This is a genomic window from Parabacteroides sp. AF27-14 (assembly GCF_003635425.1).
Classification (GTDB): Bacteria; Bacteroidota; Bacteroidia; order Bacteroidales; family Tannerellaceae; genus Parabacteroides; species Parabacteroides distasonis.
The window spans coordinates 18,012-39,492 of record NZ_QTLZ01000033.1 but is presented as its reverse complement, the minus strand read 5'-3'; the positions used below and the strand labels follow the sequence as shown (position 1 = coordinate 39,492).

At 43.8% G+C, this 21,481-nt stretch carries 20 protein-coding genes and 1 tRNA gene; 9 read left to right on the top strand and 12 right to left on the bottom strand.

Going from position 1 to position 21,481, the window contains the following annotated elements; genetic code table 11:
- Nucleotides 1–36: 36 nt before the first annotated feature.
- Nucleotides 37–264 carry a helix-turn-helix transcriptional regulator gene (locus DWY79_RS20845; RefSeq protein ID WP_158593855.1) on the bottom strand — a complete coding sequence of 76 codons (228 nt, stop codon included), beginning with the start codon at nt 262–264 and terminating at the stop codon, nt 37–39.
- Between the two features lie 165 nt (nt 265–429).
- Between DWY79_RS20845 and DWY79_RS20840 the strand changes: the two genes are divergently transcribed.
- Nucleotides 430–1,095: a helix-turn-helix transcriptional regulator gene (locus tag DWY79_RS20840; protein WP_122370293.1), complete on the top strand. Its 666-nt coding sequence runs from the start codon at nt 430–432 to the stop codon at nt 1,093–1,095.
- A gap of 36 nt (nt 1,096–1,131) precedes the next feature.
- Entirely contained in the window at nt 1,132–1,617 is a 486-nt protein-coding gene (locus DWY79_RS20835; protein ID WP_122370291.1) for a hypothetical protein, read from the top strand.
- A 192-nt stretch (nt 1,618–1,809) separates the two neighbouring features.
- On the opposite strand, the gene DWY79_RS20830 is transcribed toward DWY79_RS20835, so the two are convergent.
- The gene (locus DWY79_RS20830) at nt 1,810–3,165 is read right to left on the bottom strand and encodes a site-specific integrase (protein ID WP_158593854.1); all 1,356 of its coding nucleotides are present in this window, start codon (nt 3,163–3,165) and stop codon (nt 1,810–1,812) included.
- 205 nt (nt 3,166–3,370) lie between these two features.
- Nucleotides 3,371–3,444, bottom strand: a tRNA-Met gene (locus tag DWY79_RS20825).
- Between the two features lie 203 nt (nt 3,445–3,647).
- Here DWY79_RS20825 and DWY79_RS20820 point away from each other — a divergent pair.
- From DWY79_RS20820 to DWY79_RS20805, 4 genes are all read left to right on the top strand, one after another.
- Nucleotides 3,648–4,031 (top strand): START-like domain-containing protein, encoded by a 384-nt coding sequence (locus DWY79_RS20820; protein WP_005859472.1) that lies wholly within the window; start codon nt 3,648–3,650, stop codon nt 4,029–4,031.
- A 102-nt stretch (nt 4,032–4,133) separates the two neighbouring features.
- A complete protein-coding gene (locus DWY79_RS20815) occupies nt 4,134–6,080 on the top strand; it encodes an LptF/LptG family permease (RefSeq protein ID WP_057328304.1) in 1,947 nt (648 codons plus the stop codon).
- A gap of 2 nt (nt 6,081–6,082) precedes the next feature.
- Complete coding sequence (locus DWY79_RS20810; protein WP_005859476.1) at nt 6,083–7,300, top strand: bifunctional 3,4-dihydroxy-2-butanone-4-phosphate synthase/GTP cyclohydrolase II; 1,218 nt, start codon at nt 6,083–6,085, stop codon at nt 7,298–7,300.
- Nucleotides 7,301–7,381: 81 nt separating this feature from the next.
- Nucleotides 7,382–8,575: a pyridoxal phosphate-dependent aminotransferase gene (locus DWY79_RS20805; RefSeq protein WP_121960662.1), complete on the top strand. Its 1,194-nt coding sequence runs from the start codon at nt 7,382–7,384 to the stop codon at nt 8,573–8,575.
- 155 nt (nt 8,576–8,730) lie between these two features.
- Here DWY79_RS20805 and tsf read toward each other — a convergent pair whose 3' ends face one another.
- From tsf to DWY79_RS20770, 8 genes are all read right to left on the bottom strand, one after another.
- Complete coding sequence (gene tsf / locus DWY79_RS20800) at nt 8,731–9,720, bottom strand: translation elongation factor Ts (protein WP_005867537.1); 990 nt, start codon at nt 9,718–9,720, stop codon at nt 8,731–8,733.
- A gap of 144 nt (nt 9,721–9,864) precedes the next feature.
- Nucleotides 9,865–10,701, bottom strand: coding sequence for a 30S ribosomal protein S2 (rpsB, locus tag DWY79_RS20795; RefSeq protein ID WP_005859482.1), 837 nt, complete (start codon nt 10,699–10,701; stop codon nt 9,865–9,867).
- A 140-nt stretch (nt 10,702–10,841) separates the two neighbouring features.
- A complete protein-coding gene (rpsI, locus tag DWY79_RS20790) occupies nt 10,842–11,228 on the bottom strand; it encodes a 30S ribosomal protein S9 (protein ID WP_005859484.1) in 387 nt (128 codons plus the stop codon).
- 5 nt (nt 11,229–11,233) lie between these two features.
- Nucleotides 11,234–11,689 carry a 50S ribosomal protein L13 gene (rplM, locus tag DWY79_RS20785; protein ID WP_005859486.1) on the bottom strand — a complete coding sequence of 152 codons (456 nt, stop codon included), beginning with the start codon at nt 11,687–11,689 and terminating at the stop codon, nt 11,234–11,236.
- A gap of 180 nt (nt 11,690–11,869) precedes the next feature.
- Nucleotides 11,870–12,061, bottom strand: a complete 192-nt coding sequence (locus tag DWY79_RS22855) for a DUF3791 domain-containing protein (RefSeq protein WP_229033138.1) — start codon at nt 12,059–12,061, stop codon at nt 11,870–11,872.
- Between the two features lie 13 nt (nt 12,062–12,074).
- Nucleotides 12,075–12,596 (bottom strand): DUF3990 domain-containing protein, encoded by a 522-nt coding sequence (locus tag DWY79_RS20780; RefSeq protein WP_181987506.1) that lies wholly within the window; start codon nt 12,594–12,596, stop codon nt 12,075–12,077.
- On the bottom strand, nt 12,590–12,820 hold the full coding sequence (locus DWY79_RS20775) for a DUF3791 domain-containing protein (RefSeq protein WP_121772024.1): 231 nt from the start codon (nt 12,818–12,820) through the stop codon (nt 12,590–12,592). The genes DWY79_RS20780 and DWY79_RS20775 overlap by 7 nt, the downstream gene beginning before the upstream one ends.
- Nucleotides 12,821–12,823: 3 nt before the next feature.
- Nucleotides 12,824–13,456, bottom strand: coding sequence for a porin family protein (locus DWY79_RS20770; protein ID WP_008777864.1), 633 nt, complete (start codon nt 13,454–13,456; stop codon nt 12,824–12,826).
- Between the two features lie 588 nt (nt 13,457–14,044).
- On the opposite strand from DWY79_RS20770, the gene dnaE reads away from it, so the two are divergent.
- Both dnaE and trxA read left to right on the top strand, forming a co-directional pair.
- The gene (gene dnaE, locus DWY79_RS20765; protein ID WP_122370297.1) at nt 14,045–17,848 is read left to right on the top strand and encodes a DNA polymerase III subunit alpha; all 3,804 of its coding nucleotides are present in this window, start codon (nt 14,045–14,047) and stop codon (nt 17,846–17,848) included.
- Between the two features lie 87 nt (nt 17,849–17,935).
- Nucleotides 17,936–18,250, top strand: a complete 315-nt coding sequence (trxA, locus tag DWY79_RS20760) for a thioredoxin (protein ID WP_009275383.1) — start codon at nt 17,936–17,938, stop codon at nt 18,248–18,250.
- Nucleotides 18,251–18,306: 56 nt separating this feature from the next.
- Here the strand turns inward: trxA and mnmD are convergent, their stop codons facing one another.
- A complete protein-coding gene (mnmD, locus tag DWY79_RS20755) occupies nt 18,307–18,969 on the bottom strand; it encodes a tRNA (5-methylaminomethyl-2-thiouridine)(34)-methyltransferase MnmD (RefSeq protein WP_121772130.1) in 663 nt (220 codons plus the stop codon).
- 70 nt (nt 18,970–19,039) lie between these two features.
- Between mnmD and DWY79_RS20750 the strand changes: the two genes are divergently transcribed.
- Nucleotides 19,040–21,433 (top strand): TonB-dependent receptor, encoded by a 2,394-nt coding sequence (locus tag DWY79_RS20750; protein WP_122370287.1) that lies wholly within the window; start codon nt 19,040–19,042, stop codon nt 21,431–21,433.
- Nucleotides 21,434–21,481: the final 48 nt, after the last annotated feature.

Here is a 21,481-nt window from a genome sequence, read left to right as displayed (position 1 = left end):
ACAAGGGGGCAGAATCGCTTGGTTTTAGGGGGCAGCTTACACTGGATTTTCCACCTCCTTTGGATTAGGGAAAAGTTCCTCTACCGGCCGGCCGATTATACCGGCGATTTTTTCTCTGTCTGATTTACGAGGAATGATCTTTCCGTTAACCCATCGGGACGCAGTAGCGAGTGATACCCCGCATTCCTCTTGAATCTTTTTTCTGAAATTGACCTGGGCTTTTCCTAGATCCTCATAGTAACATGCAAGTGTCATATTTTCCATAATCTTCTGTTTAATAGACATTATTCAATTTGTTTTCTTTATCTTTGTGTGTGATTTGATTGTAATCACAATGCAAATATATATTCATTTTGTGACAACATTGTCATAATTTGACAATATTTTATAGTTAAATTATGTATAACAACATATCTATCTGATATACAAATGATTGATTTCGAGAAAATACTAAAAACAAAAGGAAAATCAAAGGCAGACCTAGCACGTTTTCTTGATATAGATCCTTCGAATGTAAATAGAACAATAAAAAACGACAATATAACATTGTCAAAAATTGAAAACATCTGTTCATTCTTGGATATATCATTAATTGATGCTATGAGGATCTCCGGATACGACGATACTCCCGGCGTTATTCCCGAAGCAACCAAAAAGGAAAAGGTATCCGAATACAAGGATCTTTTGTTATCGCTCTCCGACCAGTTAGTCGATCTCTATCACAAAAAGATATTAGCTCCCTACTCAGTCGTTGAAGAAAAAGAGGAAGAAATACGAATGCTAAATAGAGAAATAGGAAAACTAGAAAATGAAATCGAAAAACTAAAAACCATATCAAAATTCGATAGAGAAATTAAACTCGCAAAAGACTTGCCTGGATATATACACGGAAATGAAATACCCTCTACTGGTTACATTAATATTGGTGGAGAAGAATACCCTATTGGTTCTGCCCCAGAACCTAACGATTTCGGATTTAGCAAACCTCCAATATCAAAAAAAAATTACGGAACTTTTTCAGAAAGACATAAAAGATATGGAAATACACCCTCTCAGAAAAATAGAGGTACTAAAGATTGCAATACTCCTGAATAGCAAATTTGAATTTGTCAATATTAAAACAGGGAAATTATGACTATCAATGAAAGAGTAGCCTACATAATGAAGGAAAAAGCCGGAGGGAGCCTTACTCGATTCTCTGAGGCCCTCGGTATTACGACACAATATGCGACTAGATTAATTAAGGCCGGATCGGTAGGAATTGAGCCAATAACAAGAATCCTACAAACCTATCCGGATATTAATTCCCGATGGCTTATTACAAACGAGGGCTTTCCTTTTGACAAGGATAAAGACTCCGAGTATATAGTACGGAGCGAGATCTCTAGGCGGATCAACCTATTACTAGATCTCGAGCGATGGATCCCGGCCATGTCAGAAACAGACTTGCAGGATCTACTAGGCTTATTGTCCGGAGACAAAGATTTCAAACTAGACCCAATGAAGGTTAGTGACTGGGAGCACAAAGTCTCTGAAAAAGAAAGACAACTCAATGAAAGAGTAACAAAAGCAATGAAGGAGGGTGTTATATGCAGAACTCAAAAGGACAAGCCATAAACGCCCGCTTTTTCGAGGCCTTAGACATGCTTATCGGGACCAGAGAAATACATAGTTTTCATGATTTCTGTTTGCGCAATAGCGTAGATAGGCGCAACCTATTACGCTTGCGGGATCAACCGACAAGGGAATTTCCTATGTTTCTTCTAGGAGTGATCGTTTTACAATACAGGATTTCTGCCGATTGGCTCCTTACCGGACGTGGACAAATGAGGTAATAAATTTATCGAGCTCCTCAGGCTTACCTCCCTTGTAAGTCCGGACAAAAGCGAGTACCTTCTCGTTTGCCCTATCAATTAACGAAAAGTCTTTGGTTATATATTTTCCTGTTACTCCTTTGGCTGAGTCCGAATGAACCAAAGCGAAAGAAATATCATCCTCAATAACACCACAGTTTACCCGGGCAATAGTCGCCCACGTATGCCGGGCAGTATAAAAATCGATGTCAATATCTATACTTTCGTGTGGTTTATCCTTTTCGAGATCCTCTTTAATCTTTTCACCGATATATTTCAGACCTTTATTCAGATTAGAGTTAAATGTCCGCTCGTCCGTATATCTATGATAAAAGTTAAAAGCCCGGATACCGGCCGGATCCTTATATTTCACGAATAACTCGAGAGCCTCCTCCTCTATCCTTATAGACGTTTTGGCTTGATCCTCCCGCCGATCTTTTGTTTTGGCACGATTATAGGTGATACGATCAGCTTGTATCTGATCGGCTCTCAAAAGGAAAATATCCTTTGAGTTCATTCCGCAGAGGTAAAAGGACAACATAAAAACATCACGGGCCAGTTCCGGCCGGGAGATCTCCCTTTTATGCTCGAATTTACCTCGAGGGATATATTTATAGTCTCGGATCTTTAACAGGATCTCGACCGGTATAGCTCGCTTCTCCGGCTCTTTCGATTTCGGGATCTTATATCGTTCAAAAGGATTATTCGGGATTTTTATATCCTCGAGATCCTCGTCGTTAAACTCTATCCTAGCGAGATTGAATATAGTCCGGAGATAACCAAGGTTGCTTTCTACTCCTCTAGTTCCGGATCCGATCTTTTTAACGAGGAAAGCCTCGAACTCCCGAAGGAACTTAACCGTAATTTCTTTGAACTCGAGATTATCCCTTTTTAGCCATTCTTTCAGATTGTTTTTAAGAGCGCTGTTTCCGGAAGCAACCGAGGTCCGGCCATCCTCTATCAACCCCTCATTCACCTTATCTATAAATGGAAAGACAAACAACCCTTTTTCTCCCTCGTGCCTACGTTTACGGGAAAGGTATTCGGCGAGGGACTTTGCAGTATATTTCGAAACATTCCCGCCCAACTTGCTAATCTCAATCCGGAGACGAGCTATATCCTTACGAACCTCGTCGGCGATAAACTCATCCTTTATCCTTTTAAAGTCTGAGGAGATCTGCTTTGCAATGAGATAATGTTCCGTCGATATATAAGCGGATTGACGCTCATGCGTAACTCTGATTTTAACATTCCACGTCTTATCTGATCGCTTTTGATGTCTTAAAATAACCTCCTTTAGTGTTGTCGCCATGTCCGTAAAACTTTCGTAAAACATTCTACCGCAAATATACTCAATTATTGCGGATATTGATTCGAGACAAAGGAGAAAGAACGCTAGAGGAAACGACTAGGCAGGAGGAAACCATTTCCATTAAAACATTGATTATCAATAACAAATCACACATTTAGATATATAAAAAAACGCCTCTGCAAAATTGCAAAAACGTTATTCTAGGTAGCGAGACCCGGGATTGAACCGGGGACCTCATGATTATGAATCATGCGCTCTAACCAGCTGAGCTATCTCGCCATTATTTTATTGTCACTGTTTCTCTTATTGACGGTGCAAAAGTAGGGGTTATTTTTGAATTACACAACATTTTCAATAAAAAAATTCGCTTAATTTTTAAGGCCTCCACCTAATCAGTTAGTTATTAGTTACTTTTTTCATCATTAAAATTAGTCGTTTTCAAATCTTTTATGTATCTTGCGGCAAATATAAGGATAAGAACAATGAAGAAAGAGAAGTTTCATATCGAATACATTTTCGATAAAGTTTCACGACGAAGCTTGTGGAATCACCTAACCACCGCTTTGGGACTTTCCGCTTGGTTCGCCGACGAGGTCATTATAAATGATAATCTCTATACCTTTAAATGGAGTAAAGAGGCCCAAGAGGCAACAGTGATCGACTCCAAGCCGGAGAACTTTATCCGTTACCGCTGGGTAGACGAGGAAGATGAGAACGCTTATTTCGAATTTATAATCCATACAATCGAATTAACAGGTTCTACGGCACTTGAGATTACGGATTTCTCCGAACCCGGGGAGAAAAAAGATTCCATTAATTTATGGGACTCGCAAGTGGAAGATTTGAAGCGAACGCTTGGTATTTAGAGTAGTTTTACAGAAATCTGTGGGGTGTTATCGTTTTTTACACTACTTTTGCCACTTCAACCAGATTAGGCAATGTTGAGAATAAAACGATTATATACATTTATGCTGCAGACATTCCTGCCGTTGTTTCTTATGACATTCGGTATTTGTCTGTTTATTGTGTTGATGCAATTTCTTTGGCGATACATCGACGATATGGTGGGAAAAGGCCTCGGCATCCCTGTATTAGCGGAGATGTTTATGTATGCGGCCTTGTTTCTTGTCCCGATGGCACTTCCCTTGGCTATTCTATTAGCCTCATTAATGACTTTTGGAAATTTAGGGGAACGTCTGGAATTACTGGCCATGAAGTCTGCCGGGGTATCATTGATACATATCATGCGTCCTTTGATCGTAACGCTACTATTTGTGAGCGTGGGCGCCTTTTTCTTCCAAAACAACGTAATGCCCGTTGTCCAAGTCAAGCTATATACATTATTATATTCCATGCGCCAGAAATCACCGGAATTGGATATTCCGGAAGGTTCATTCTACAAAGATATTCCCGGATTCAATGTATATGTGAAGAAAAAGGACCCGAAGGACGGTTTATTAAAAGACGTGATGATCTATGATTATTCGGAAGGATTCAATAACGCCCGTGTAATCGTAGCGGACTCCGGACGGCTAAAGACATCTGCCGATAAATTATTCCTTGTCCTATCTTTATTTAACGGAGAATCTTTCGAGAACGTAGGTAAAAGCCAAGCCAACACGACGCAAGCGAGAACCGCCGTCCCCTATCGACGAGAATCATTCAGCAGCAAAGATATCTTGATTGAATTCGACGCGAATTTCAACCGTACCGACGAATCTTTCATGCAGAACCAATATATGGGAAAAAACTTGAAGGATTTACAAACCTCTATCGATTCGATGGGCGTACGCTTGGATAGCATCAAGGACGTGAACGCAAAAAGCATTTACGATGCCTCATACGTAAAAACACTAAAGTCCTTACGGGCTAAAAAAGAGAGTGAAGCCGAGGGGCAGCCAGACGAGCAACAGGAAAAACTGCCGGTAATCACTCCTACCATCAAGTTGGATTTCGACAGTCTTTACCAAGCGCAGGCACCGAGTAGTAAAGCGGCTTTATTAGGCCGAGCCAAGTCCTCGATCGAGAATATCAAGACCGACTATTATTTCCGTGCGGCCACGGTTGGCGACGAGGCCTATAAGGTACGCCGCCACTTGACGGAATGGCATAAGAAATTCACGGTATCGTTCGCTTGCATCATGTTCTTCTTTATCGGAGCGCCCTTAGGAGCCATCATCCGTAAAGGTGGGTTGGGGGTACCGGTCGTTATCTCGGTAATCTTGTTTATCTTCTATTATATTATAGATAATATGGGCTTCAAGATGGCACGCGACGGCGTTTGGGACGCATGGGAAGGTATGTGGCTTAGCTCCGTGGTCCTAACACCTATGGGTATATTCCTAACCTATAAAGCGGTAAAAGATTCTGTTATCTTGAATGCCGACACTTACGTGAATGCCTTGAAGAACTTAATAGGTAAGCGTGAAGGGAGAAAAGTGGAGCGGAAAGAGGTTATCATATACACCCCCGATTATGAGGCAACCCTTCCTCAACTGGAGAAATTGGTGGAAGAAAGCACGACTTATCTGGCAAACCATAAACGTTGGATCAATTATCTGACATTTTGGAAACAAGGCGGAAAAGATAACACAGCGGAACTGTTAGCTCAGGACACGGAAAATATCGTGGAGGAATTAAGTAATTCCGACCAGAATTTACTCCTGAATAAATTGATGGACTACCCGGTCATCGGAGGTTACAATAATAAGCTAAGCAAGCATATAAACGGGAAACTTGCCTTGGCTATCGGTATTTTCTTCCCACTGGGATTGCCGATCTACCTATTGGCTACGTACCAACGTAAATTGCTACGGCATGATATCGTCATGGTACAAAAGACCAGTAAGGAGCTGATCAATATGATATATTCATTACATTTGCTAAAAAATAACTCGGATATAAATAATCAATAAATATGAGCGAGATTCAATTAAACACCATCGAAGAAGCTATCGAGGATTTCCGTGAAGGAAAGTTCTTAATCGTTGTAGACGACGAGGACCGGGAGAATGAAGGAGACTTTATCATCGCGGCCGAGAAAGTAACCCCGGAAAAAATCAACTTCATGTTGAAAAACGGACGAGGTGTATTATGCGCCCCGATCACGGAAGAACGTTGCCAAGAGTTGGAGCTGGATATGCAAGTTGCCAATAACACCTCTTTACTAGGTACCCCTTTTACGATAACAGTAGATAAATTAGGAGGGAAATGTACGACCGGCGTTTCCATGTACGACCGTGCGGAAACGATCTTGGCGCTGGCTGATCCAAAGACCAAGCCATCCGATCTGGGACGTCCCGGACATATCAATCCGCTCCGTGCCCGCTCTCGTGGCGTACTTCGCCGTGCGGGTCATACAGAGGCTGCCGTGGATTTGGCCCGGTTAGCCGGTTTATATCCCGCCGGAGCCTTGATCGAGATCATCAACGAGGATGGAACCATGGCACGTCTGCCGCAATTAATTGAGGTAGCCAAGAAATTCGATATCAAGATTATTTGCATCAAGGACCTGATCGCTTATCGCCTCCGGACCGAATCGATCGTAGAGAACGGCGTAGAGGTAGATCTCCCTACCGAGTACGGACATTTCCGTCTCATTCCTTTCCGCCAGAAAAGCAATGGATTAGAGCATATAGCTTTGATAAAGGGTAAATTCGAGAAAGACGAGCCTATCTTAGTACGCGTGCACTCATCTTGCGCTACAGGTGATATCTTCGGTTCCATGCGTTGCGAGTGCGGAGAGCAACTGCACGAGGCTATGCGCCGCATCGACCAAGAAGGCAAAGGCGTTATCGTTTACCTGAACCAAGAAGGACGAGGCATCGGATTGATGGAGAAGATGAAAGCATACAAGCTCCAAGAGGATGGTTTGGATACGGTGGACGCGAACTTGCATTTAGGCCATCAAGCGGATGAGCGAGATTATGGTGTCGGAGCACAGATCTTACGTCATATCGGCGTAACGAAAATGCGCCTGATGAGCAATAATCCGGTAAAACGCGTAGGTCTGGAAGCTTACGGACTTGAGGTAGTAGAGAACGTTCCTATCGAGGTGAAACCAAATCCATACAACGAATTCTACATGAAAACGAAGAAAGAACGTATGGGGCATGTGCTGCATAACATTAAATAGTTATCAGAACGTTGCAAGAATTCCGATTATTGATTACTTTTGTCGCATAATAATAAAACAACCTATACAAAAAGCAATGTCATGACACAAGTCTCAGATCGTTTAGCGAGTTTATCGCCTTCAGCAACATTGGCGATGTCACAAAAGAGCGGTGAGTTGAAAGCTCAAGGTATCGATGTTATCAACTTAAGTGTGGGAGAACCCGATTTCAATACTCCCGACTTCATTAAAGAAGCCGCGAAGAAGGCGATTGACGATAATTTCTCACGTTATTCTCCCGTAGCGGGTTATCCGGCATTACGTAATGCTATCGTTGCCAAATTGAAGAACGAGAATGGACTGGAATATACAGCAGGCCAGATCTCTTGCGCAAACGGTGCCAAACAATCCGTTTGTAACACGGTCATGGTATTGGTAAATCCGGGGGACGAGGTTATCATCCCTGCCCCTTTCTGGGTAAGCTATCCGGAGATGGTGAAGTTAGCGGAAGGAACTCCCGTTATCGTTCCGGCTGGTATCGAGCAAGATTTCAAGATCACTCCAGCTCAGCTGGAAGCCGCTATTACACCTAAGACAAAAGCGTTAATCCTTTGCTCTCCCTCCAACCCGACGGGTTCTGTTTACAGCGCCGAGGAATTGGCAGGTTTAGCGGAAGTATTGAAAAAGCATCCGGATATCATCGTTATAGCGGATGAGATCTACGAACATATTAACTATATTGGTAAACACAACAGCATCGCTTCTATCAAAGGAATGAAAGACCGTACGGTTATCGTAAACGGCGTTTCCAAAGCGTATGCGATGACTGGCTGGCGTATCGGTTTCATCGCCGGACCGGAATGGATCGTGAAAGCGGTTAATAAATTACAAGGACAATATACCTCTGGCCCTTGCTCCGTATCTCAAAAAGCGGCGGAAGCGGCTTATACAGGCTCACAAGAACCCGTTGAGGAAATGCGCAAGGCCTTCGAACGTCGTCGTGACTTAATCGTTAATTTAGCGAAAGAAGTTCCGGGCTTCGAGGTGAATAAGCCGGAAGGCGCCTTCTACTTATTCCCCAAATGTAGTTATTATTACGGCAAGACAGATGGAACCCGTGTAATCAACAACGCTGATGACTTAGCTATGTATCTCTTAGAAGTAGCGCACGTAGCTTGCGTAGGTGGTACCTCGTTCGGGGCACCTGAGTGTATCCGCATGAGTTACGCTACCAGCGATGAGAATATCGTGGAGGCGATCAAACGTATTAAGGATGCGTTGGCCGCATTGAAATAAGAAAAAATTAAACAGATATACTTACTTGGCAAAGTAAGATATACTGCATTGGACAAGTAAGTATATCTTCTATGGGCAAGTAAGCTATACTTCATAAAAAAGGCGATACATTGGGTTGTACCGCCTTTTTCTTTATATCAAATACGTTACCGCAATTATTCAGCACGCAAAGTGAAACGTTTGAACGCCAAGATTTGTAACTCAGGATCGATCTCCTTCATTGTCTCTCTTACAGTCTTCTTGCCATCCATAATGTCTTCTTGGTTCAACAAGCAAACCTCTTTCAAGAACTTGCCTAGACGACCCTTAGCGATATTCTCGATCATCTGTTGAGGTAAGTTAGCCGCCTTCTCAGCGGAAACAGTAGCGATGATTTCTTTAGCCTTAGCTACATCCTCTGCCGTGATCCAACCCTTATCCATGTTACTTTCCATGTGAGCCTCGCTATCTACATGCGAAGGATTAATACCAGCCTTCTTCAATGCAGCCTCTACAGCCTTCTGTACCTGCTCAGCCTTCGTCTTCTCGATAGCAACCTGGATCTCTTTCTCTTTTACAGACTCAGGAACACCAGCCTCATCGATAGCGATCGGGTTCATAGCGGCGATCTGCATAACGATATTGTGAGCGGCTTCCTCAGACTCCTTGTTGAAAGCGGCGATCGTACAAAGTTGGTTCTTACCCATATGGTTGTATACAGTAGTGTAAGCACCTTCAACTACGCAGTAGCCATCCAACTCCATTTTCTCGCCAGTGATACCGCTACGATCCGTAACAGCTTCTTGGATAGTACCCTTGCCCATAGGCAAAGCTTTCACCTCGTCCAAAGTATGGCATTTGTTAGCCACGGCAGCGTCCAAGATAGCCTGAGTCAAAGCTACGAAGTCCTCATTCTTAGCCACGAAGTCCGTTTCGCACTTCAAAGCGATGATAGCGGCGAACTCGCCATCCTTCTTAGCCAACACACAACCCTCGGCAGCCTCACGATCAGAACGTTTAGCGGCGATAGCCTGTCCTTTTTTACGGATAATTTCCATTGCTTTCTCGATGTCACCGTCAGACTCTGTCAAAGCCTTCTTACAGTCCATCATACCAGCTCCACTCATTTTGCGCAGCTTGGTAATATCAGCCATTGTTACAGCCATAATCTTATTTCCTTTATCTTTAAAATGTTTATACTTTCAAAAATTGACAATGGACAGTTGCCAATTGACAAATCCTGTCAAAAGCCAACTGCCCATTGTATTTGTATTCTAATTGTCAATTGTCAACGTCAATTGTCAATCGAATTATTCTTCGTCTTTCGCGAACTTACCGGCAACGTTAGCGTTCAACGCATCGTCGTCTTCTTTCTTCGTACGTTCTTTCTTAACAGCAGCTTTTGCCTTACGCTCTCTTTTCGGAGCTTCCTCAGCAGCCTCTGCGTCAATTTTCTCAGCCTTACGCTCTTGCAAGCCTTCGTTCATAGCCTCGCAGATAGCGCCCAAGATAACCTCTACAGACTTTGTAGCGTCATCGTTAGCCGGGATAACGTAGTCGATATTGTTCGGATTAGAGTTCGTATCAACCATACCGAATACAGGGATACCCAAACGGTTAGCCTCGCGAACAGCGATATGCTCTTTCATCACGTCTACAACGAACAACGCTGACGGAAGACGAGTAAGGTCTACGATAGAACCTAAAGTCTTCTCCAACTTAGCGCGTTGGCGAGTGATTTGAAGTTTTTCTCTCTTAGAAAGATTATCAAATGTACCATCTTTTGTCATCTTATCGATAGTAGCCATCTTCTTGATAGCTTTACGGATCGTCGGGAAGTTGGTCAACATACCACCCGGCCAGCGCTCGATAACGTAAGGCATACCTACGGAAGCAGCCTTATCAGCGACAACTTGTTTAGCTTGTTTTTTGGTAGCCACGAAAAGAACTTTCTTGCCTTGTTTAGCCAAGTTCTTCATAACTTCAGCGGCTTCGTCTACTTTAGCAACTGTTTTATAAAGGTCAATGATATGAATACCATTGCGCTCCATGAAGATATAAGGAGCCATAGCGGGATTCCACTTTCTTTTTAAGTGTCCGAAGTGTACACCAGCCTCTAATAATTGATCAAAATTTACTCTTGACATTGTTTTTTTCTTAAATCGTTTACTTTCTTTGTTTAATTTCAACCATCAGGTAGTCTTTCCGCATGTCCACATGTAAAAAGAATCCCGATAATTTAGATACTAAACGCTTCGCTTTACTTGTAAGGGACTCACAAATAACATTAACGTTTACTGAACTGGAATCTCTTACGAGCTTTCGGACGACCCGGTTTCTTACGCTCAACAGCACGAGGATCGCGAGTTACGAATCCTTCCGCTCTCAAGACAGCCTTATCTTCCGGATTAATCTTTATCAACGCACGAGAGATAGCCAAACGGGCAGCCTCAGACTGACCTTTGAAACCACCACCGTCAAGGTTGATCTTAATATCATATTGCTCAGCGACGTTCAACTTTGCTAACGGCTGCTTTACGATAAACTGAAGGATTGAAGAAGGAAAGTATTTTTCCAGCTCACGTTTGTTGATCGTGATCTTTCCCGTACCTTCGCTAACGAATACGCGAGCGACTGCCGCTTTACGTCTTCCTATTGCATTTACTACTTCCATCGTGATTATTTATATGAGTTTATATCGATTAACTTAGGTTGTTGAGCCTCGTGCTTGTGCTCAGTTCCCTCATAAACGTACATGTTGTTCAACAACTTTGCACCCAGACGGTTCTTAGGCAACATACCTTTTACTACTTTACGGAACAGACGGTCGCCACCTTTCTTCAAAAGATCAGCCGGAGTATACTCGATCTGTCCACCGGGATATCCGGTATATCTCAAATAAATACGATCGTTCCACTTGTTACCAGTCAGAACGACTTTGTCTGCATTGATGATGATTACGTTATCACCACAGTCAACGTGCGGAGTGAAATTGGGTTTGTACTTACCGCGCAAAAGCTTCGCTACTTTAGCGCAAAGGCGACCTAACGTCTGGCCTTCAGCATCAACAATGACCCACTCTTTGTTTACAGTTGCCTTGTTTGCAGAAATGGTCTTAAAACTTAAAGTATCCACTGCTTAAAAATTAAATTAATTAATAACTCAAAAAACTAGCCTTACCAACATTGTCACAACGGACACATGATGCAACAACGTGCTAAGAACTAAACTCTTAGTACAATTTGATAATAATCGGCTTGCAAAGGTACGGCTTTTATCCGAACTTCCAAACAAATCCTACTATTTTTCAAGTTATTAAGATCCTTGCTTGTTCGTATATTCAATCATGAGCTCATCAATCAAGTAAGCATCGCTCATACAATGCAAGTCTCCCACTTTTTTCCGCAAATAGACATAAGTATTCGATTCATAGAAAAGACGCAACGCTTTACGGTTATCAATATGCAGCCGCTCAGCCAGACCGTTTATAATACGGGCATATTTCATCTGGAGTAATATTTCATTTGCTTGGGACATAAAGCTCTCCCTCCTTTATTAATAGAATGGCTTCCACAAAAAACAAGCAGCTATCCAATAATGATTGATTGATCAGACATAATTGGTTATTGGGCTTTTCAAAACGAAGACGTCTAAGCGCCTCTTCTTTCGGGATCAGTCCTGTATAATAAAGCTCAATCGTATTAAATACCCGATCGTTAGCGACACCACCTTCCACCATGTCGTATCCTTTCCACGGACACTCACCTCTTCTGCTAGATATCACGAAATCTAACCAATCATTATCGTATGAGCTAAAACTCAGCACACGATATTCCAACCTTATCGTTTCAATATCCAGATTATAGACGTTCAAATAAGCCTCCTCGCAATTCTTTACCATAGCGACCCGTTTAGCCCATGTCTCCGCTTGCTCTTTTAAGTCAGTCACGTAAAAGCCTTTTCCAAAATCAAGATTATCCCGACAAGCACCCGCTAAAGGGTTACTCACGCACAACGTAGAGCCATGGTATACTTTTAGCATGAAGCCCCTCCTTTCTCCCGATTCCTAAGAGCCTCTATGATATCATCTACAATATGCTCCCGGCTTTCCGTATGTAAAGCGTCATAACAACCTATAATGAAATCATCCATTAAGCCAGAACATTCGAGCTTACGATAAACATTCTCTGGAAGTTCATTCAACCGCTTAGCGACCTCCTCGATACAAAAAACGGCAAACTCTATTTTTTTATCATTATAAGTCATATCCTATTTCCGGAAGTAATATCCCAATGAGAACGTCACGTTATTCTGGTAAACGGAAGTCTCGCCGTCACGCTTCAAGGCCCGGCGGTCTATCATGCCGCATAGGGAGCTTACGGAGAAGAAAAAGTTACTATATTCTACCGATAGGCCGACATTCATGCCAAAGTCGCAAGGTTTCAAGTCCTTCTCATCGGACACGCCGAAATGGAGATCCGGATTGGTCTCCCGGCTCTTCATCTTGCCAAACAAGGACCAATCAAAGGTAGGACCGGCGAATACGGACAGATGAACGTCCGTGAAGGTAAATGTATAAGCCACATTCACGGGAATCTGCAAAGAGTAATACCAACATTTATTATGAAGCGCCATCCCATGTATATCCTGATTCGAATAATAAGCGCCACCTTGGTTCACGAACGCCACCTCAGGACGAAGCGACCATTTTTTATTCTTGCTCAAAGGAATATCCGCCAAACCCGCTATGCTGAAACCGAAGCGGGCTCCCGCCTCATACGTATCCTCCACCTTCTGGATCAACGAAGAATAAGCGCCTCCGGCACGTACGCCGAAAGAAACCTGAGCCATCGCCGGTAAAATCATCATCACGGCAATCAACAACAATCCGATCTTTCTCATAAACTTCCTCATTTGCTTTTCCTTCTAATAGTAAGCAAAGATATACATTTTTCAATAACATCTACATTTATCCTACTGAAACCTATAAGAAAGCGGTATAAAAAGCACGGCTTTGCCATTTAAGCTTTAACGAATGGCACAACATGATACATCTTATCCTTGCAACATTAATCAAAAGTAAGATCACCTTTTACGATAGATTAGTCTCCCTTGCTCTAGCAAAATGACACTTTGTAAACAGAACTCCCGGAGATTCGCTTTTCACGCAGAAAAACGCCATTCATAACTATCTTCCATCCGCTAGTTCGAGCACCTCACGAAAACCTCCTGTCACGATATACGGCTTATATCAAGCAAAATATCAATACAACATCTGTTTATATAACATATAGATTCTATAGAATCACACATATTATAACCTCATTATATCCTTCAGAAAACACGTACGTCTTTTTCCAAAAACATGTACGTGTTTCCGGAAAAAGACGTACGTGTTTTTTTAAAAGCAAAACAACCTCTCTCGTACTAAAAATATTTCCTACCTTTATGCACTCATTTCAATATGCACCAGACTATACATTAATATATATGGAACCGTTTATTCATTTACACGTACATACCCAGTATTCCTTGCTGGACGGACAGGCATCCATCGACGCATTGATCGACAAAGCGTACAAAGACGGAATGCGTGCGATCGCCGTGACAGACCATGGCGTTATGTTCGGTATCAAGGAGTTTTTCAATAAGGTTAGCAAAAAGAACAGTAAACCTCTCGGGATCATCAAGGACTCCGAGAAAGAACTAAAACCGCTGCTGGCCAAGGATGCTCCAACCGATGAGGAACAACAAAGGATAACGGAACTACAAAAACAAATCGCCGAAGCGAAAGCTTCCATCTTCAAGCCGATCATCGGGTGCGAATGTTATTGCGCTCGCAACGGAAGGCATAGCAAGCTGGCCTCGCAAGACGACCGTAGCGGCTGGCACTTGATCGTTCTGGCCAAAAATAAGAACGGATACAAGAACCTGATCAAGATGGTATCCCTCTCATGGACGGAAGGATTCTACGGACGTCCGCGTATCGACAAAGAGTTGTTGGAGAAATACCACGAGGATCTGATCATCTGCTCCGCCTGTTTAGGTGGAGAGATCCCGCAGCATATCATGCACGGACGAATCGATAAGGCCGAGGAGTCTATCAAATGGTTCAAAAACTTATTCGGAGAAGACTATTACCTTGAGATGCAACGGCACGAGACACACGACCCCAACGCCGATTGCACGATTTTCCCGCATCAACAAGAGGTGAACAAGGTACTGATCGAACTTGCTCACAAACATAATATCAAGCTAATCGCCACCAACGACGTCCATTTCGTCAATGCCGACGACGCTGAGGCTCACGACCGCCTGATCTGCCTTAGTACCGGCAAAGACTTGGACGACCCCAAGCGTATGCGCTACTCCAAGCAAGAATGGATGAAGACAACCGCCGAGATGAACACCATCTTCGCCGATATCCCCGAAGCTTTGAGTAATACGCTCGAGATAGCCGACAAAATAGAATTCTACTCCATCGACAGCGGTCCTATCATGCCGACTTTCGCCATTCCCGAGGAGTTCGGTACCGAGGAGTCCTACCGTCAGAAATTGACAGAGCATGATTTATTTGAGGAATTCACCCGAGACGAGAACGGTAATGTCGTATTAAGCGAGGAAGAGGCGCACTCCAAAATCAAGAAATTAGGTGGATACGACAAACTATACCGCATCAAGCTGGAAGCCGACTATTTGGCGAAATTGACATACGACGGAGCCAAGGAGCTTTACGGAAACCCCTTGAACGATGAAGTAAAGGAGCGTCTGAACTTCGAGTTACATATCATGAAGACCATGGGTTTCCCCGGCTACTTCTTGATCGTGCAAGATTTCATCCGTGCCGCTCGTGAGGAACTCGGTGTATCCGTAGGACCGGGACGTGGTTCGGCCGCCGGATCTGCCGTAGCTTATTGCTTAGGGATCACCAAGATCGACCCGATCAAATATGACCTCCTGTTCGAGCGTTTCTTGAATCCGGACCGTATCTCCCTCCCCGATATCGATACCGACTTCGATGATGATGGCCGTGGCGAGGTCTTACACTGGGTAACGGAGAAATACGGTGCCGAGCGTGTGGCTCATATCATTACTTATGGTACGATGGCTACCAAGTCCGCTATCAAGGATGTCGCCCGGGTACAGAAATTACCGTTATCCGAATCGAACCGGTTAGCCAAATTGGTTCCGGATAAGATCCCTGACATGAAGAAGTTCAAATTGGGCGACGCCATCAAGTATGTGCCGGAACTAAAAGAGGCGGCTAACGGAAATGATCCGCTGGCACGGGATACCTTGAAATACGCCCAGATGCTGGAAGGCAACGTCCGTAACACGGGTGTACACGCCTGCGGTGTCATTATCGGACGTTATGATATATCGGATGTCGTACCTGTCAGTACGGCGAAAGACAAGGATACCGGCGAGGAGATGCTGGTTACCCAATACGAGGGTTCCGTGATCGAGGAAACCGGATTGATCAAGATGGACTTCTTGGGCTTGAAGACCTTGTCCATCATCAAGGAAGCGATCGAGAACGTGAAACTGACTACCGGACATGATCTGGATATCGACCATATCAGTCTGGAGGACCCCAAGACTTATAAATTGTATTGCGACGGAAAGACAACCGGTACATTCCAGTTCGAGTCCGCCGGTATGCAAAAGTATTTGAAGGAGTTGCAACCTTCTAAATTCGAGGACTTGATCGCCATGAACGCCCTGTATCGCCCGGGTCCAATGGATTACATCCCTTCTTTTATCGCCCGTAAACAGGGTAAGGAAGAGATCAAGTACGACATTCCCGTCATGGAACGCTACCTGAAAGATACATACGGTATTACGGTCTATCAGGAGCAGGTCATGCTTCTATCCCGTTTGCTCGCTAACTTCACGCGTGGTGAGAGTGATGCCTTACGTAAGGCGATGGGTAAGAAGTTGATCGAGAAGATGAACCATTTGAAGTCTAAGTTTATGGCCGGTGGTCAAGCCAACGGCTATAAAGAAGAAACTTTAAACAAGATCTGGTCCGACTGGGAGAAGTTCGCCTCATACGCATTCAATAAGAGCCACGCTACTTGTTATTCATGGGTGGCTTATCAGACCGCTTACTTGAAAGCGAACTTCCCGTCCGAGTATATGGCCGCCGTCTTGAGCCGAAGCTTATCCAATATCACGGATATCACGAAGTTCATGGATGAATGTAAAGCGATGGGTATTCAAGTATTGGGACCGGACGTGAACGAATCTATCTTGAAGTTCAGCGTAGATAAGAACAAGAACATCCGCTTCGGGCTAGGCGCCGTGAAAGGCGTAGGTGAGTCCGCCGTACAAAATATCATAGAGGAACGCAAGAAGAACGGCCCGTACAAGAGTATCTTCGATTTCGTAGAACGGGTGAACTTGACCGCTTGCAATAAGAAAAACATAGAGTCCATGGCTTTGGCCGGAGCGTTCGATAACTTCGGTATCCAACGTGAGCAGTTCTTCACCGACAGTGGAAAAGGGGAATTGTTCTTGGATACCTTGGTTCGCTATGGTAACAAATACCAGATGGATAAGAGCACGGCAGTCAACTCTTTATTCGGTGGAGACGCCTTGATCGCCATCGCTAAACCGGAGATCCCGCAATGCGAGCGTTGGAGCGATCTCGAACGCCTGAATAAAGAGAAGGAGTTGGTCGGTATTTACCTATCCGCCCACCCATTGGATGAATACCGTATCATATTAAAGTATGTATGTAATACCGGCATGGTAGAACTTAACGAGCGGGAAACCTTACAAGGCCGGGAGGTTTTATTAGGTGGTATCGTCACCGGTTTCCGGGAAGGAATGACCAAGAACGGAAAGCCTTACGGAATCTTGAAGATCGAGGATTTCACGGGTAGTGGCGAGATCCCTCTTTTCGGACAGGATTATATCGAATACAGCAAGTATGGTAAAATAGGGATGTATCTCTTGATCACAGCCCGTGTAGAGCCTAGCCGCTGGGACCCCAATAAACTGGACTTCAAGATTGGTACCGTCAACCTTTTGCAAGACGAGAAAGACAAGCTGATCGAGAAAATCAGTATCACGGTCCCGATCCATGATTTGGACGAGCCGACTATCAATGAGCTTTCGGTATTGATCAAGAACAATCCGGGCCATAGCCTGTTATATTTTAAGGTTGTCGATGGGGAACATAATATTTCCCTAAATCTCTTCTCCCAAAATATCCGCTTAAACGTGACCCGTGAGCTGGTAGACTTTTTACAGGAGAACGAGAATATCGATTTTAAAATTAATGGTTAAAGTTGTACGACGCTGAAAGAATTTGTACTTTTGACGTCATAACAATCATTAGATTATAATTCATAATTAAATAATACGTAATTCAAAATGGCACTACAAATTACAGACGCTAATTTCGAGGAGTTGGTTAACTCCGGAAAGCCCATGGTTCTTGACTTTTGGGCAGAGTGGTGTGGCCCTTGCCGCATGGTATCTCCTATCATTGATGAGTTGGCAACCGAATACGAAGGTCGTGTGACGATCGGTAAAATGAACGTTGACGAGAATGACGATGTAGTCGGACGATTCGGTATCCGCAACATCCCTACCGTTCTTTTCTTCAAAGACGGTAAGATGGTTGATAAAGTAGTAGGCGCTACGGCTAAGGATAAGTTCGTAGAAAAGATCGAGGCAATACTTTAATAATTGAGAATTGAGAATTGAAAATACCGAGGAATACGCTCTGTAACTTTCAATTCTCAATTTTTAATTCCCCTAAGTATATGTCGCTTGCCCGGAGGACCGGGAAGACGGCTCATCTCAAAACCAGCCGCTTGCATACCTCTGCGTACCTCTCCTTTTGCGCAATAGGTTACGATCACTCCGCCCGGTGCGGTATGAGCATACAAACGATTATAGATTTCTTGATTCCACATCTCCGGTTGTTTCTCGGGCGCAAACGCGTCGAAATAGATCAAATCGATATCATCCGGTAGTTCACAGGCGTTACTATTTCCTTCTATTTTATGAAGTGTAAAGCGCTCTGAGATTGAAACGGGAGTATTCCACTCCGCCTCATGCAAGGCTAAGAATAACTCTTTTCTCTCCGGCCAGATCAGCTCTCCATAATTCAAGGTACGAATCGTATCTAAAGGAAGCGGGTATAACTCCACGGTATGATAATCAATATGATGTGCTTGAGATAGCTCGACATCCTTCAATGTCAAGAAGGCGTTCAGCCCTGTACCGAAGCCAACTTCCACGATTCGGATAAAGTCTTTCTCCCGCGCATGCAATCCCGCCTCAATAAATATATGTCTCGATTCCTGCAACGCCCCGTTCACGGAATGATAATGTTCATCCATCGCCGGAATATATAGCGTATGGCTTCCATCCGCCGTTATCTGTAATTCTTTCTCCATATGTATGCAAAGATAATACATACGAATCAGAATAATACTTATCTTTACCGCTATAAATATGATATAAGATATGGATAGACGCCATCTTTACTTCTTACTATTCTTATTATGTACCATACAAGCCGCTATCGGTCAACAGCACTCCTTCTCTATCAAGGGAGTTGTAAAAGACGCATCGAGCGGACAGCCGATACCTTTCGCTAACGTAGTGGTATGGAACACGACGCAAGGGACGGTCACCGATTCCACCGGATTATTCGAGATATCCGGCATATCACCCGGAAGCTATCGTCTCCAATCCTCCTTTCTGGGATATAAGCCATTCGTTACCGCCGAATTCAGACTAGCGAATAAAGATATATTCTTCCCGATCGAGCTAGAGGAAGCCAGCCAGAATCTGCAAGAGGTTAGCGTAGTAGCCTCTCCGTTCCGTAAAACCGCCGAAAGTCCGCTAGGACTTCGTGTAATCGGCTTCAAGGAGATAGAGAAAAGCGCGGGAGGAAACCGGGATATCTCCCGGGTAGTACAAACCTTTCCCGGAGTAGCGTCCACGGCAGCGTTTCGTAACGACTTGATGGTAAGAGGAGGAGGTCCCTCGGAAAACCGTTTCTTTTTGGATGGCGTAGAGATACCGAATATCAACCATTTCTCTACCCAAGGAGCCTCCGGAGGTCCGGTCGGTATTATCAATCCCGATTTTATCCGGGAGGTCAACTTTTATTCGGCCGCATTCCCCGCATCCAAGGGAAACGCTTTAAGTTCGGTATTGGATTTTAAACTACAAGATGGAAATAAGGAGAAATTCTCATTGCGAGGAGTCCTAGGAGCCTCAGATATCGGTGTGTCCGCTAATGGACCGCTAGGAAAAAAGACCACTTACCAAGTGTCTGTTCGTCGCTCTTACCTTCAATTCCTTTTCGATATGATCGGCTTGCCGTTCTTACCTACTTTCACGGATGCCCAATTCAAGATTAAGCACTCCTTCAACCCCAAGAATGAGCTTACAGTTCTCGGATTAGGGGCGATCGATGATATGAAGCTGAATACAGGAATGGAAGACATGAGCGAGAAAAACCAATATATCCTCTCTTACTTGCCGGTCGTAAAACAAAAAACGTATACCCTTGGAGCGGTTTATAAACACTACGCCGGTAAAAATCTCTACTCGGTCATTATCAGCCGTAGCCAGACCAACAATAAGAATATTAAATACAAAGACAATGACGAAAGCAAGGAAGAGAATCTCTCCTTAAATTACCGTTCGGATGAGATCGAGAATAAGTTCCGAACGGAAAACACGTTCCGCTTACCATTCATTCAATTGAATGTCGGAGGAAACATCGAATACGCCCAATACACGAATGACACCTATCAAAAGCAATTTACCTCTATCCCCCGTACCATCGTATATCAAACAGACCTTGGCATATGGAAGTGGGGTATCTATGCCACGGCTATTTATGAGAGTTATAACGAGCGGTTTACCGCCTCTTTAGGTGTTCGTGCGGACGCAAACAATTATTCCTCGGATATGAATAATTTGTTAGATCAGTTATCTCCTCGCCTATCCTTATCCTACCGCTTGTCCGATCCGCTTTATATAAACGCGAATATCGGACGCTACTACGAGCTTCCTCCTTATACGACATTGGGATTCAAGGATAATGAAGGTAATTATGTAAACCGGACAAATCATTTAAGCTATATCCGAAGCGACCAAGCCGGATTAGGCTTGGAATACCGTCCTACCTCATACTTGAAATTCACGGCCGAAGGATTCTATAAACATTATGATCGTTATCCGATGTCCATACTCGACAGTATCCCACTCGCGTCGAAAGGTACAGACTATGGTGTCTTGGGAAATGAGGCCGTATCGTCTACCGCTACAGGGCGAGCTTATGGACTTGAGATCATGGGACGTTGGTATAATTATAAAGGGCTTACTTTCATCGCATCCTACACTTTGGTAAGAAGCGAATTCAAGGATGGGAGAAATATGGACACTTATCTTCCCTCGGCTTGGGACAATAAGCATCTGTTCACGTTTAGCGGGACTTATTCTTTACCCAAGAACTGGGACGTAGGCGCCAAGTTCCGGGTAGTAGGAGGCGCTCCCTATACGCCTTACGATGTAGAAAAGAGTAGTTATGTAGAAGCTTGGGACGCTAATAACGGGCTATACTATGATTACAGCCGGTTTAACAGCGAACGGCTCAAGCCATTCACGCAGTTAGATATCCGTATCGATAAAACATTTTACTTCAAAAAGATCATGCTTGGAGCCTACATCGACATCCAAAACATATTGAATTCCAAATACAAAGAGCAAGACGTATATATCAAAACGGGTAAAATTATCAACCCGGAAGCTCCCATATATGAACAACGGTACGAATTAAGACCGATAGAACGTCTTACAGGAACGCTTCTCCCAAGTATCGGAGTGATGATCGAGTTATAGATTTTAGGCGTAATAGATTCTTTTTATTTTGAATTTCAGCAATTAATC